Consider the following 12,867-nt stretch of genomic DNA (forward strand, 5'->3'; position numbering starts at 1 on the left):
GAGGCTCCTTGCCTCTTAATTCCACTCCCCACGCAGGATTTTATCAAGCCAAAAAGCCCCGATCTGGGTTTTCACATCACTGACTTTTCCTTCACGCACATATCTCATAAGGTCTTCAGGTTTTACTTCGACGACCTCAATAAATTCTCCATGATCCAATTGCTGCTGAGCGAGAGTGAGCTCCCGTGCCAAATAAAGATCAATATGCTCATTCGAATAGCCAATGACAGGGTGTATTGTGGTCAGGAACTTCCAATCCTTGGCTTCATATCCTGTTTCTTCTTTGAGTTCTCTCTGCGCCGTGAGAATTGTTTCTTCACCGTGATCTCTTTTACCGGCAGGAAATTCAAGAAAGACTTGTTTTACAGCGTGACGATATTGATGAATCATAACCACATTCCCGTTCGGCAAAAGAGGAATCATCATCGCCGCCCCGGGATGCAGAATGTACTCTCTGACATAAGTTCTTCCGTCAGGAGCTTGCACTTGATCTTGTTCTATTTTTAAAAATCGGCCGCGAAAAATTTGCTTTGAAGAGAGTATCTTTTCTACCAGATGTTTCATAAAAGCAGCATCTCATAAGGAGATAAACTGTCTCAATATTAATCGCCCGACCAAAGAAGGTCCCGTCCTTTGTCCAAAAAGAGTAGAATGAGAGTTGAACAGAATCCTATATTACAAGACTCTAATATAGAATGTAAAATGCGAGTCTGTTTACTTGGATCAGGAGGATCTACTTATGACGACTTTTAATAAAGTAAGTCTTTTTCTTTCGACAGTACTTCTTTTCTCTGTCTTTTCAGCACAAGACGCAAATGCACAGCGACGTGGCGGTGGTCGTGGTCTTTCAGGAGACATGGCATTAGGCCTTGGTCTTTCCACTGTCTCTGCGGGACAGAACGATCTGAATGGGGCGATTGATGATGCCGCTGCAGCTCCGTCGAATGCGGATACAAAAAACCTAGGGAGTGCCTGGGAGTTTTACGCAAACTGGAGCTATCGTTTTAGCGGCACGATGTATGCCTTCGTCTTCCGCCCTTCCTACTTTATGCAAAAAACGTCGGGATCTGGATCTGATGGAAGCTACGACTATGATCTTACGGGTTACACGGTATTCCCGATCTTCCGTATTTACCCTTTAGAAAACTCATTCATTAAATTCTACATGCAGACAGGCTTGGGATATGGAAGTCTCAGCGGTTCCATCACTGCAGGTGCAAAGAATCTTGAGTTCAAAGGAAGTGCATTCGGCGCCATGGGCGGTATTGGTGTTGATTTCTGTTTCACGGATTCACACTGCCTGACAGTTGAAGGAAATCTTCGCTACATGCCGATCGAAAGAAATATCACAACAGGTGGTAACTGTACTGCGGGCGGTGATATTCCTGGGATCAGCCAATGCGGTGGCAGCTCTGAAGTTGAAAGAGCCGGCACTGACTTAAGAACAACCATGTCCGGCGTTCAGGGACTTGTTGGTTACACAATGAATTTCTAATTTGATTCTTAGCTAAATTGTTCGACGACCTACTAAGCCCTCGTTATCGAGGGCTTTTTTTTGCCTAAGTACAAAACCATTTCTGCATTCGCGCACATTGCGACTGTTCTGTTTTACAACTAGGGAAGTCTCGCTAAAATTTCATTAAGGAGAACGCCATGGAAACCATTCCAGAAGACAGAAAAGATCAAGGCGAAGAAGACATTCCGGAACCGATGAGTATCTTCCTAAAGTCCGTGATTGTGCTTTTGCTGGTGGGTCTTGTGGTAGGAGTTCTTGCCTATCTTGTCTTCTTTGCCGGCGGTACACCCACCGGCTAACGATCTATTTACTTTTTCTTTCTGATTTTTTCGCCGACTTTGACAATGGCTTCGATCGCAGGTCTTAATTCTCGGCCCAGGGACGTGAGAGAATACTCCACTGTCGGAGGCGATGAGGGAATGACCTCTCTTAAAATAAGTCCGTCCTTTTCTAGCCGTCTTAATCTTTCCGTTAAAACTTTTGAAGACACACCCTTGATGTCGTCTTTCAACTCACTGAATCTGCGAGGGTCGTCTCTAAGGTACCAAATAATATTGGGTGTCCAAGCTCCTCCAACAAGCTTCATGCACGCCGTCAGCGGACAATCGGTATCGCAGGGTGAGGCTACTTTACTTTTTCTTCGACGAAGCATATTTACACCTTCGGTTTATTTTGCGGTTTCCAAACGGTAACTTCATTCAATAGTTACCTTTAGAAACCTTATTTATAATCGTAACCCAGTATAGTAATATTTGAAACATCAGAATCGAGGTTCGTATGTGGAATCAGAATAAATTTACCCAGATGTTCGGTCTGCAGTGGCCTGTCATTCAAGGTCCTTTTGGCGGCGGCCTCTCTTCCGTCGAACTGAGTTCCACTGTTTCAAACCTGGGCGGTTTGGGTTCTTTCGGCGCGCACTATATGACGCCCGAGCAAATTGAAAGTCTTGCGGCAGAGTTTCGCACCAAAACACGGAAACCCTTTGCAATCAATTTATGGGTTTCCGATCATGATCCCGAGGCGGAACATATAACGCCTTCGCAGTTTGAAGAGTTTAAGAATTCTCTCAAACCTTACTATGATTTACTAAAAGTTCCCTCTCCGACATTTCCCAAAAGCTTCGGAGAGAAATTCGACCATCAAGTCGAAGCTGTTTTAAAAGCTAAGCCTCCCGTTTTCAGTTTCGTTTTTGGCATTCCTTCCAAAGAAGTTCTGGCTGAATGCCGACGACAAGGAATTCTCACTATTGGCACTGCCGTCACCGTCGAAGAAGCTCTGGCTTTAGATGACACCGATGTGGACGCTATTGTTGTCTCCGGATTTGAGGCCGGCGGCCACCGCGGAGCTTTTCTTAAGCGCGCCGAAGAATCCTTGATGGGAACTTTTTCTCTCATTCCCCAAACCGCCGATCGCATACGCAAACCTTTGATCGCCGCTGGAGGAATCACAGATGGGCGCGGTATTGCCGCAGCTCTTATTCTCGGCGCTCAAGGGGCACAAATAGGAACAGCCTTTTTAGCGTGCGATGAATCTAACGCCAATCAGAAGCATAAAGATCTTTTACGTTCAGGCGAGCGCAGACCCACACAGCTCACTCGCGCGTTTAGTGGCCGTCTCGCTCGGGGTATTGAAAATAAAATGATGAGGGACCTGGCCGGGACTGAAAATAAGATCGCCCCTTATCCCGTGCAAACGTGGCTTACAAAAGATTTTAAAACTGCGCCTGCTGCTCAAGGAACAACGGACTATATGGCTCTTTGGGCAAGCCAATCTTATCCGCAGGTCAAACACACTGGCGCTGCGACTCTGATGAATTCACTTATTAAAGAAACCGATTTGATTTTGTCGACTATGAAAGGAACAAATCTATGAAAAAACTTATTGCCCCCGCCCGCATTTTATTCGGAACTATTTGGCTCATCTTCGGACTGAATTTTTATTTTAACTTTTTCCAACTGCCACCTCCCAATGCGGCGGAAGGTGCTCTGTTAGGTGCCCTCTTTAATACAGGTTACTTCTTTCACCTCGTGAAAGTTCTGGAGATTCTGTGTGGTGCTTTATTAATTTTAAATCTTTTTGTACCGTTAAGCCTTGTGGTGCTTTCTTCTCTCACCGTGAATATCTTTTTAATTCATGCTTTATTGGATCAAGCAGGTCTTCCACTGGCAGTGCTTTTAGTCGTTCTTAATATCTTTTTGGGATTTGCCTATATTGAGAGCTTCAAACCCATGCTTAAAGCAAAGGCTTGATTGTCCTCCCTACGGCGCTACGGTTTTGCGTAGCGCCCAAGGAATAGAATTGAATCTGATTTTTTGTGATGAATGGCGTACATAAATGGATGATCGGCGATGAATTCAATTTTCTTCATGGGCATCATCGCTCCCAATGTCGCCATAACAACGGCTGTTGCCGCTGCAGCTTCAGTACCCGCTTCATCAACAGCAACAAAAGCTTTGTGATAAACTTGATCAATATAAAGAGCTTCGCCCGGTTTGAGATCTCTGATTGAAGTGAAATCCGCGTTCTTCGTGAAAGCCAAAGGCATTCCCATACTTTGCAAAATCGTTTTGAGTTCAAGAGTGGCTTCCTGTTTAAACTTCGGAAAAGAAACAATCACTTCGGACATTCCGTTGGAAGAAGCCTTCTTCATCATTTGCGAAAAGTATTTTGTGTTGAAATTCTTTGCCAACTTCTTAAGGTCTTTTCCCTTCTTCGGTAAGAAGACCACCATCGAAACGTCTCCACCTTCATACATCATTTCTAATACTTGGAACTTGTCATCTTCCGCATAATAAAAACGGTCCTTCATATTCATGAATTGCGTTTTCACGATATCTTTGTTTGCAAGAACAAAGTCTCCGGCTTTCGTTTGTTCTTTTTTAAACTTCACACGCCAATCGCCTTTGAAGTAAATGGCATTGGCAAGCACTAAGCCCGTGTAGTCCATCTCCCCACCCTTAATGGAGTTCGGAGGCAAAAGATCTTTGATTTTATCTTGAGTCTTTTGTTCAACCCATTTGTTGATGATGATACGAGATGGATCAGGTTGGTTTTTAAAATCCAGAGCCTCAAAATGGGCATTGTATTGGGATTTCACAATATCCTGAAATGCGGGTTTAAAAGTATCCGACTTTTCGACCCACACGCTGTTTGCAACCGTCAGTTTGTATCCCACGGCAGAATTAATATCTTTTTCTAGCTCCTGAAATTGCTCGTGTGTTTTTGCTGGCAAGTGCAAAACTTTGTTCATTTCTTGAAGAGTCTTACCTTTTGCTCCAGCACTCGTCATCGCCAGAGCCGCCGAAATACTGTAGGGAGAGAAAAAGATATTTCCGTCAGAGCTTGCGACTTTTTTGTAGAGATCAAATGCGAACTCCGTATTGCCTTGGACCAGTTTGGATTGAGCACTGCCCACACAAGGAAGAGACAAGAGAAGTAAAATAAGTTTTTTCATAAGGCCTCCGCTCCATGATTCTAGGAAGGAACACCCTGGCAGACAACGAAATACACCAAATACACGGACCTCCGCTGAAAACAGCTAGATCTGTCCGCAAAAAGGCGTTGTAATAATAAGATCCATTTTATTTGAGGAGTGCAGATGCAAAAGACTCTTTTTACCGCCGCATGTTTTTCATTGGTCGCTTGCGCTACGACGACTGATTTTAAAGAGCAACAATCTCCCGCTGACTTTGGGTATCGTATCGAAGACACCAGTTTTAAAGACACGTTTTATGTCCATTCCAATATCAAAGAAGGAACAAAAACTCGTTACATCATTTCCTACGTAGGACGCGTTGTCGGTGAGACTTGCATGAAGCGTGGTTATAAATTTTTCGACAGCTCTACGGAATCAGCTCCTGCTACGGATAAAGGGCTTCAATCTTATCGCACTGTGGGCTTCTGCTACCCAACAGCTCATAGAAAAGATATCAACGTTCTCTTCGCTCCGTCCTTAACAGATTTAGCAGATGGAGCAGCCTTGGGTGTTGAGGATGCTAAGAAAACGAAAACTAAAGTTCGCGCTGGTGATGTTTTAAAACTCGCTCGCGGAAAACGCATCCGCAGCATGCTGGACTTGAAAGAGGCCGTACGTATGGCCGCCCGAAAAAACGAAAAAACTGTCGAAATGGTTTATCTCCGCAAAGGCAAAGTTCTTAAAATCAAAGAACCTCTGCGAGACTCAACAGCCGTCTTAGATTCAGGCAGCCTGGCGAACTTCAAAGACTTTACAGAATAGTCTTTAAAAACGCTTAAATTAGAGATGGTGCTTGTTTTTAGAATAATGAAATAAGTATCATTCATATAAAGCATATTATATTTTACAGACCCCATTTTGTTTTCCACAGGACTTGCTATAAAAAGGTCCTCATGAAAACACTTATTCTTTCTTTATCATTGATCCTGGCTTCTCTTTCCCACGCTGCCGTAGAGGGAAGTTCTATTTCAAACGCTCACGTGATTTACGAAACTGAAAGTTCGCAAATCATCCGCGGCAAAGCTCCGGCAAATCAAAAACAAATGCAGGAGTTGATGGATCTCGGTGTGACAGAGTTTTTGATTTTCAAAACGGACACCAAGGGTGAAGTCATTAAAGAACAAGAAACTTTACAAAAGTTGGGAATCGCTCCCCGCTCGATCACACACATTTCGTTTCCGTGGAAAGATCTCCATGATTTTAAAAGTGCCTGCACGATGACAGTTCAAGCGCTGCGCACGATTGAAAAAGCCGTTCAAAAAAACAAAAGCCTTTATTTCCACTGCACAGTGGGTGAAGACCGCACGGGATACCTTGCAGGTCTATGGGGTTTGTGGGCCGGAACTTATTCTTCAGTTCCTGAATCTGTTGAAAAAGAACTTTGCGCTCGCGGTTATGAAGCGGGAAATCCCGGCAAACCTTATCGCGATGTCGTTCTCAAAATTCGCGAAACTCTAACTCCGACTTATCTTAAAATGGTGATGCTTTTAAGTGATGCCAGTAATCGCGGCCAAGGTTTAAGTGAATCTCTTTGCGACAACGAGCCGGAACTCAGCGTCTCTGTGAATAAATATTACTGCGCAGGTGCTCGTAAATAAGTTCCTGACTAGCCCAAGGACTGTTTCCTCTTCCCTCGACGTTGAGCCGCCGAGGGATTGACCGAAAAGTTGTTGTGCAGTCCAAAGTGCTTCCTCTTCAAATTATTTTGACCGCTCTGGCGTGTCTTTTTGTGTGCGTTTCAGCGAGCGCCGACACGGACTGCTATCTTATCAACGAATGCAGCCGCTACCGTCGTGATCCTTCCAGTCCTTCTCCGGGTAGCACCCAAGTAAAAATCAATCCTTCCGCCGTCCCGACTGAAAAAGGCTTTGGCGTTGAAACAGTTTACTTCTCTGGCGGTGGAGATTTCTCTCTGGTGCGCGGCACGGGTCGCATGGGCGCTTCGATTTCTCCCACAAACAGTGAAGAAACTTTTTTTGGAGCTCCGGGATTTGAGCTCACTGACGAACTCTTAGAAAGAAAGATGGAGAAAGAAAAATACCCAAGCCAAAAAGTAACACTGGCAACAGCTTTCGATGTCGCCGAAAGAAAAGGAGGCGGACTTCGTCGTTACTCTCTGAAAGTGGGCGTGATGGGGAAGTACAATAAGCTCACAGGTGACGTCACTCCAGGTGGTGGTATCAATGCAACCCTCGGTCCCCTCGCTGTGGGTTACTCCGCTTACAGCGACAGCACACAGATCGAATACGACCCCAGCTTCAAAGAGACTATCAAATACCAAGTGCAAACTTACAACGTCGGGCTTTATTTAAATTCGCTGATTCTGAACTACTCAAATCTGCGCCTTGAAAACGAAGAAAAGACCTACCTTGCAACAGTGCAGGTCTACACGGCCAGTTTGTCCTTGGGAAAATTCATTCTGACTGCGGCAAAGCGCTCGGAAGATTCACCGGCTCCCTACTATAACTACGACACGGAAACTCTTGAGACGCAAAAAATCAAAGAGGACTACTTCGGCGGAGTTCAATACTCCCTGACCAGAAACTTTATGTTGGGCTTTCTCTACAACTACTACTTACTCAGAGAATATTCCGCAACAGCGACATTGTTCTTTTAGAATTCTGAAAAACCTTTTCAATCGTGCAATGTTCACGTCTCATCTTAAGACGTTCCCCTAAATCGTCGGTATTAGACTTTAGGCCCCCTTGTTAAAAACCGAAAAATATAATGGATAACCACAAGGAAGTTCATGAACGTAAACGGTTTTTTCCAAATCCTTCTCGGAGTCTTCCTGCTCACAGGATGCACTTTGGATATGAACTTGGGAGCTCTTAATCCAGACTCCCTTGCACCCGTTTTGAATCCCTCAACACCTACGCCTTTGCCTGGAATATTTCCCATTGGAAAAATGAAGTATCCGTTAGTCACGCCGGCGAGTGTGCAACTGACTCCTGAAGGTCATTTGCTTATCGCAAGCCTTAATGAACTCACCTATGGCGTTCAAGAGTACGATCCTGCGACGGATGAATTCATCATGGGTTTCGGTCCTCCAGGAGCGGCAGATGCACAACTATCGGGACCTATTAAAGCCGTCATCCACAACAATCTTATTTATGTTCTTGATGGAAACTCCTACAAAGTTTTTGATCGCAACGGAAATTTTCTCAACAAAGTGGGATCGACGGGTTTTGGAAATGGCCAATTCAGCAACCCGAAAGATCTTGTCATTGATAAAAATGGGCTGATCTACGTTGCTGACTGCGACAACGATCGCGTGCAAGTTTTTAATCCTAATGGCACACACAATAAAAACATCGGTTCATCGGGCGCTGGGAATGGACAGATGAATTGTCCGTACGGGCTTAAGGTGGACGACAACTTGAATCTCTATGTCGTTGAATATGACAACGATCGCGTGCAAAAATTTGATTCTTCCGGAACCTATGTCATGAAGTTTGGAACGTCGGGTGCCGGCGTTGGACAGTTTCAACAAGCAGCACGTGTAGAGACTGATTCCACGGGAAATATTTACGTCAGTGAAACTTCACGCAATGAAGTCATCAAATTTTCTTCCGCAGGGGCCTACATCGCGACATTCAAAGGTGATACAGGCGGACACGATGCCATCGGAAAACCCTACGGCCTTCTCATTGACGCCAACGATTCTGTCTACATTGCTGACGGAGACAAAAGCCGCATTGAGGTGTGGAACACTGACGGCGTCTATCAAAAATCTTATAAAGATTATGATGAATCCGAAAAAATATTCGTGAATCCTACGGGAATTTGGATTGATTCTTCGGATAACATCTATGTTGCGCAATCTATAGATATTACGAAGCCTCAAGGAGTTTGGAAGTTTGATCCCCAAGGAAATTATCTAATGACTTTGGGAAGCAATGGCACGGGCCCTGGACAGTTTAAATACGCCTATGACATGGCTGTTGATTCCGAAGGAAATGTGTATGTCTGTGACGGCAACCAAAACAAAGTTGAAAAACTCTCCGCAGACGGGACACACCTTTTAACAATCGCCTCCAGCGGATCAGCCCCTGGAGAGGTCAATATGCCCGGAGGTATTTACATCGATAAAGATGACATCATTTATGTCGCCGACTCCGGGAATGGTCGAGTGCAAAAGTTCAATAAAACAGGAAACTACCTTGGAGACATTGGAAACTCCGGAGGAGGTGGACAACTTGTAGGTCCGGCTGGAATTCACATCGACAAAAATGGGAATATTTATGTCACCGATATTAGTGCGATGAAAATTTTTAAGTATGATTCCTCCGGCAACTTCCTCTTTAGCTTTGGCGATGGACCTTACAGATATGGCGTCTATGTGGATGCCGCAGGCTCCATTTACTCCACCAACTATAACACCAACTCAGTTGATAAATTCGACAGCGGTGGCAATTATTTACTCAGCTTCAGCCAACCCGGTTCACAAATCGGACAACTGAAAATCCCAGCAGACATGGCGGGAGACTCTTGGGGAAACATCTACGTTGTCGACGTCTACAATCGCCGCGTTCAAAAATTCAGCCCTCTCGGCATTCCTCTTGTAGAATAGTTTTCTCTCCCTCGTTGATCCTTGCGGAAATAGCTATGGATCGCCTGTTTGAAAATGCAAATAGAACAAAGAAAATCGCTTTTTGTAGCCTTAACAAAAGGCTGACGTGGTTTTTTATAAAAATATGGTATCGATACGGCACTTTTCTAAGGAGATTTTATGAAGTCTATTTTGGCTACTGCCGTTATCGTACTCTGCTCTTTCCAAGCTTTCGCGGGACCTGAAGAACACATCGCTGTGCAAACTTGCTACTCTTTGAAATCCGCACCAGCAGCAGCAACCATTCCACAAAGAATTTGCCTTGAAGAAATCTCTATCATCAAATTTGACACATACACACCGGCTCTAAATATCTACAGTTATTTCGACCCACGTTACTTTGAAGGAATGAAATTGACTTACCTCGCCCGTCACAACGAAGACAGTTTTTCATTCAAAGCCGCAAATGTTCTTACTGACGTCTATGAATCCGGTTGCGGTTCCGCAGAAAAAGTAACTCTGCAAATCAACGGCCGCGTTGACAACGATGGTCTTGGCAATCCTGAATACGTAGACATTTCTGTAAAATACGAAACCCTGAACGGCACATGCCATTCAAAACCCCAAGTTCAAACTTTCGATTACATTAAAGAATAAAAAAATACGTTCTAAAAAACGCCTTTAAAACCGAAGCCGACAGCTTCGGTTTTTTATTTCGACGCACAAGAATTATCCATTTTTATTTTTAGACACAGACTTAGTTCGGCTTTGTAGGAGGGAAGGGCTCTGGCAGTTCTGCGCAGTCAGACCTCCGCGCCGACACGAAGTCGTACCAAAGCGCGGTGAGGCAGGATGCCGTGTCTGACGGAGCGGAACTGCCAGAGCCCTTCCCTTCTACAAAGCCCTACCAAAAGCTCGCGTATTTATGAATTAATATAGACCCACTCTCCATGCCCGTGACGAATGCAGAAGACTTTCACCTTCTCTTCAAACCAAGAGCCGAGGTTAATAGAACGAACCTTGTGTCCATCCACTTCCACAATGTGATCGTCAAAGACATGCATGTGCCCTGAGATGATCATATCAAATGGCTTTTCATGATAAGCCTTTGTCGCGTGAGAGCGAATCATCTCTATCAACGGACCTTCATTCGATACACGATAGTGACCACTGCGAGCGCGGCTTTTTTTGCTCGCTTTATTGCCGATGTGATCCCAGAACTGACCGGGAAGAATATTTCCTAAAGGCTTGATGAATGGATTGCGAATGATGCTGCGATACTTCAAGTACTTTTCATCATTGCGATTAATTAAATCTCCGTGCTCTAAACGGACACGAAGCCCCTCAATCAAATAATACTGAGCTTCGACAAAAACTTCGATGCCCAACTTCTTTTGAAAGAACCCTTCAACATGCACGTCGTGGTTTCCCTCGATGTACGTGATGCGTGCACCGGCCTGCTTAAGGTCACGAAGCGCATCCATCAATGGTTGAAATTTTCTGGCAAAATAAGTGTGGCCTCCGACCCAAAGATCGAAGATGTCGCCAAGAAGAAAAAGATGAACATCTTGCGGATTTTTCTCTCGCAAAGAACGCAAAAAGCGCAATAGGATTTTCCCATTGCGCTCTTCAGCGGTTTTTAAGTGGATGTCAGATAAAAACCAGGCTTCCACTATTCTTTGTTCAGATCAAAACCTTGTTTCTTGCGGATGAACGCAGGAACTTCCAAGTTTTGGCTAGAGAATGGAGAGCTCAAAACCTCGCGCGCCATACGACGAGCTTCTTCCAAAGATTGTTGTTCATGATCTACGTTCATAGACAACTGTTCTGGATTGTTGTGGCGAGCTTTCAACTCTTGGCTTTCTTTGAAAGCGCGAGCTTTAGCTAGCAACAAATCACGAGGAGAAGCACCTTCAACTTGCGGTTGAATTGGTGTTGCAACTTCTTGAACTGGTTGTTGAACCGGAGCCTGTGGCATCACGTTTTGCGCTGCTTGTTGCGCCATTTGCGGAGTCACTGGAGCTACTGGTGGAACAACAACAGTCTCAGTTACCTGGGGTACCTCCTGTTGTGAAGGCTGAGTGAAGTTCATCACTTGAGACTGCACAGCAGAGATTGGCGGCAATTCTACAGGCGCCATTTGTGGCATCTGAGGCATTGTCGGCATCACAGGCATTTGTGGGTACTGAGGCATTTGCGGCATCATCGGCATCTGTGGCATTTGCGGCATCTGCATGTGTTGTTGCATGTTCATATTGCCGAACTGAGCCGCTTGTTGGTTCAAGAAATTCTGCATTTGATTTACTTGAGCCATATCGTTCACAAGTTTTACGTCGTGAGAGTCAAAACCAGTCGCGATCACTGTCACACGAACTTCGTCACCCATATTGTCATCAATCACTGCACCGAAGATGATTTCAGCATCTTCATGAGCCGCTTCTGTGATCAATGTTGTCGCTTCATTCACTTCATACAATGACAAGCTAGAGCTTGCAGTCACGTTGATGATGATACCCGTCGCGCCGTCGATTTTTACATTCTCAAGAAGAGGAGAAGAGATAGCCGCTGTTGCCGCTTCTACTGCGCGGTTTTCACCTTTCGCAGAACCAGTACCCATGATGGCGATACCTTTAGAAGACATAACAGTGCGGATATCCGCGAAGTCCAAGTTGATCAAACCACGGATATTGATAAGGTCAGAAATACCTTTCACCGCTTGCAACAAAACTTCATCAGCTTTTTTGAAAGTTTCCAAAAGAGGAGTTTTTTCAGCTGCAACAGAAAGAAGTTTTTGGTTCGGGATCACGATCAATGTATCAACATTGTCTTTCAGATCAGACAAACCGCCTTCAGCGTGTTTACCGCGTTTTTTACCTTCAAACAGGAAGGGCTTAGTGACTACACCGATTGTCAATGCGCCAAGTTCGCGCGCAATCTTCGCAACAATCGGAGCGCCACCTGTCCCTGTTCCGCCACCCATACCCGCAGTGACGAACACCATGTCCGCGCCTTCCAATTTCTCAACAATTTCATTGTACGATTCAATCGCAGCTCTGCGACCCACATCTGGATTCGCGCCCGCTCCCAAACCTTTTGTCAAATCAAGGCCCAACTGAATTTTGTTAGATGCCTTGTTTGCGTTCAAAGCTTGAATGTCCGTGTTGGCTACGATGAACTCAACACCTGACATGTTTGATTCGATCATCGTGGAAACAGCGTTACTTCCGCCACCGCCGACACCGACTACTTTAATGTTTGCACCAATATTGATATTTTCTTCTAATTCAAACATTCGATCCTCCCCACAGAATCAAGGGCCTCCAG

Annotated in this window: 14 protein-coding genes; 9 read left to right on the plus strand and 5 right to left on the minus strand. The window is 44.9% G+C overall.

The features are described from left to right. Window positions 1-15: 15 nt before the first annotated feature. Window positions 16-564, minus strand: a complete 549-nt coding sequence (locus tag ACL934_RS15950; RefSeq protein ID WP_374075118.1) for an NUDIX domain-containing protein — start codon at window positions 562-564, stop codon at window positions 16-18. Between the two features lie 175 nt (window positions 565-739). Between ACL934_RS15950 and ACL934_RS15955 the strand changes: the two genes are divergently transcribed. Together ACL934_RS15955 and ACL934_RS15960 are read left to right on the plus strand one after the other, a co-directional pair. Continuing rightward, window positions 740-1,495, plus strand: coding sequence for a hypothetical protein (locus ACL934_RS15955; protein WP_374075120.1), 756 nt, complete (start codon window positions 740-742; stop codon window positions 1,493-1,495). A 158-nt stretch (window positions 1,496-1,653) separates the two neighbouring features. Next, window positions 1,654-1,815, plus strand: coding sequence for a hypothetical protein (locus tag ACL934_RS15960; RefSeq protein ID WP_374075122.1), 162 nt, complete (start codon window positions 1,654-1,656; stop codon window positions 1,813-1,815). Between the two features lie 8 nt (window positions 1,816-1,823). Here ACL934_RS15960 and ACL934_RS15965 read toward each other — a convergent pair whose 3' ends face one another. After that, complete coding sequence (locus tag ACL934_RS15965) at window positions 1,824-2,102, minus strand: winged helix-turn-helix transcriptional regulator (protein WP_374075124.1); 279 nt, start codon at window positions 2,100-2,102, stop codon at window positions 1,824-1,826. A 191-nt stretch (window positions 2,103-2,293) separates the two neighbouring features. Here ACL934_RS15965 and ACL934_RS15970 point away from each other — a divergent pair, with 191 nt between their 5' ends. Then, window positions 2,294-3,388: an NAD(P)H-dependent flavin oxidoreductase gene (locus tag ACL934_RS15970; RefSeq protein ID WP_374075126.1), complete on the plus strand. Its 1,095-nt coding sequence runs from the start codon at window positions 2,294-2,296 to the stop codon at window positions 3,386-3,388. Then, entirely contained in the window at window positions 3,385-3,765 is a 381-nt protein-coding gene (locus ACL934_RS15975) for a hypothetical protein (RefSeq protein ID WP_413612568.1), read from the plus strand. Before ACL934_RS15970 ends, ACL934_RS15975 begins: the two co-directional genes overlap by 4 nt. A gap of 17 nt (window positions 3,766-3,782) precedes the next feature. Here the strand turns inward: ACL934_RS15975 and ACL934_RS15980 are convergent, their stop codons facing one another. Then, window positions 3,783-4,970 (minus strand): serpin family protein, encoded by a 1,188-nt coding sequence (locus ACL934_RS15980; protein WP_413612569.1) that lies wholly within the window; start codon window positions 4,968-4,970, stop codon window positions 3,783-3,785. A gap of 144 nt (window positions 4,971-5,114) precedes the next feature. On the opposite strand from ACL934_RS15980, the gene ACL934_RS15985 reads away from it, so the two are divergent. From ACL934_RS15985 to ACL934_RS16005, 5 genes are all read left to right on the plus strand, one after another. Beyond that, window positions 5,115-5,753: a hypothetical protein gene (locus tag ACL934_RS15985; RefSeq protein ID WP_374075132.1), complete on the plus strand. Its 639-nt coding sequence runs from the start codon at window positions 5,115-5,117 to the stop codon at window positions 5,751-5,753. A 131-nt stretch (window positions 5,754-5,884) separates the two neighbouring features. Next, window positions 5,885-6,589 (plus strand): tyrosine-protein phosphatase, encoded by a 705-nt coding sequence (locus tag ACL934_RS15990; RefSeq protein WP_413612570.1) that lies wholly within the window; start codon window positions 5,885-5,887, stop codon window positions 6,587-6,589. 74 nt (window positions 6,590-6,663) lie between these two features. After that, window positions 6,664-7,608, plus strand: a complete 945-nt coding sequence (locus ACL934_RS15995; protein WP_413612571.1) for a hypothetical protein — start codon at window positions 6,664-6,666, stop codon at window positions 7,606-7,608. Between the two features lie 132 nt (window positions 7,609-7,740). Next, window positions 7,741-9,564 carry a 6-bladed beta-propeller gene (locus ACL934_RS16000; RefSeq protein ID WP_413612572.1) on the plus strand — a complete coding sequence of 608 codons (1,824 nt, stop codon included), beginning with the start codon at window positions 7,741-7,743 and terminating at the stop codon, window positions 9,562-9,564. A gap of 159 nt (window positions 9,565-9,723) precedes the next feature. Next, window positions 9,724-10,200: a hypothetical protein gene (locus ACL934_RS16005; protein WP_413612573.1), complete on the plus strand. Its 477-nt coding sequence runs from the start codon at window positions 9,724-9,726 to the stop codon at window positions 10,198-10,200. Window positions 10,201-10,466: 266 nt separating this feature from the next. On the opposite strand, the gene ACL934_RS16010 is transcribed toward ACL934_RS16005, so the two are convergent. After that, window positions 10,467-11,216, minus strand: coding sequence for a UDP-2,3-diacylglucosamine diphosphatase (locus tag ACL934_RS16010; RefSeq protein WP_413612574.1), 750 nt, complete (start codon window positions 11,214-11,216; stop codon window positions 10,467-10,469). Then, window positions 11,216-12,835 (minus strand): cell division protein FtsZ, encoded by a 1,620-nt coding sequence (gene ftsZ / locus ACL934_RS16015; RefSeq protein WP_374075143.1) that lies wholly within the window; start codon window positions 12,833-12,835, stop codon window positions 11,216-11,218. The genes ACL934_RS16010 and ftsZ overlap by 1 nt, the downstream gene beginning before the upstream one ends. Between the last annotated feature and the right edge of the window lie 32 nt (window positions 12,836-12,867).

The organism is Bdellovibrio sp. HCB-110 (genome assembly GCF_047323225.1).
Classification (GTDB): Bacteria; Bdellovibrionota; Bdellovibrionia; order Bdellovibrionales; family Bdellovibrionaceae; genus Bdellovibrio.

Excerpts from the sequence above, each read along its gene's own strand:
- ACL934_RS15950 (WP_374075118.1), bottom strand. The coding sequence starts at position 564 with ATGAAACATCTGGTAGAAAAGATACTCTCTTCAAAGCAAATTTTTCGC.
- ACL934_RS15955 (WP_374075120.1), top strand. The coding sequence starts at position 740 with ATGACGACTTTTAATAAAGTAAGTCTTTTTCTTTCGACAGTACTTCTT.
- ACL934_RS15960 (WP_374075122.1), top strand. The coding sequence starts at position 1,654 with ATGGAAACCATTCCAGAAGACAGAAAAGATCAAGGCGAAGAAGACATT.
- ACL934_RS15965 (WP_374075124.1), bottom strand. The coding sequence starts at position 2,102 with ATGAAGCTTGTTGGAGGAGCTTGGACACCCAATATTATTTGGTACCTT.
- ACL934_RS15970 (WP_374075126.1), top strand. The coding sequence starts at position 2,294 with ATGTGGAATCAGAATAAATTTACCCAGATGTTCGGTCTGCAGTGGCCT.
- ACL934_RS15975 (WP_413612568.1), top strand. The coding sequence starts at position 3,385 with ATGAAAAAACTTATTGCCCCCGCCCGCATTTTATTCGGAACTATTTGG.
- ACL934_RS15980 (WP_413612569.1), bottom strand. The coding sequence starts at position 4,970 with ATGAAAAAACTTATTTTACTTCTCTTGTCTCTTCCTTGTGTGGGCAGT.
- ACL934_RS15985 (WP_374075132.1), top strand. The coding sequence starts at position 5,115 with ATGCAAAAGACTCTTTTTACCGCCGCATGTTTTTCATTGGTCGCTTGC.
- ACL934_RS15990 (WP_413612570.1), top strand. The coding sequence starts at position 5,885 with ATGAAAACACTTATTCTTTCTTTATCATTGATCCTGGCTTCTCTTTCC.
- ACL934_RS16000 (WP_413612572.1), top strand. The coding sequence starts at position 7,741 with ATGAACGTAAACGGTTTTTTCCAAATCCTTCTCGGAGTCTTCCTGCTC.
- ACL934_RS16005 (WP_413612573.1), top strand. The coding sequence starts at position 9,724 with ATGAAGTCTATTTTGGCTACTGCCGTTATCGTACTCTGCTCTTTCCAA.
- ftsZ (WP_374075143.1), bottom strand. The coding sequence starts at position 12,835 with ATGTTTGAATTAGAAGAAAATATCAATATTGGTGCAAACATTAAAGTA.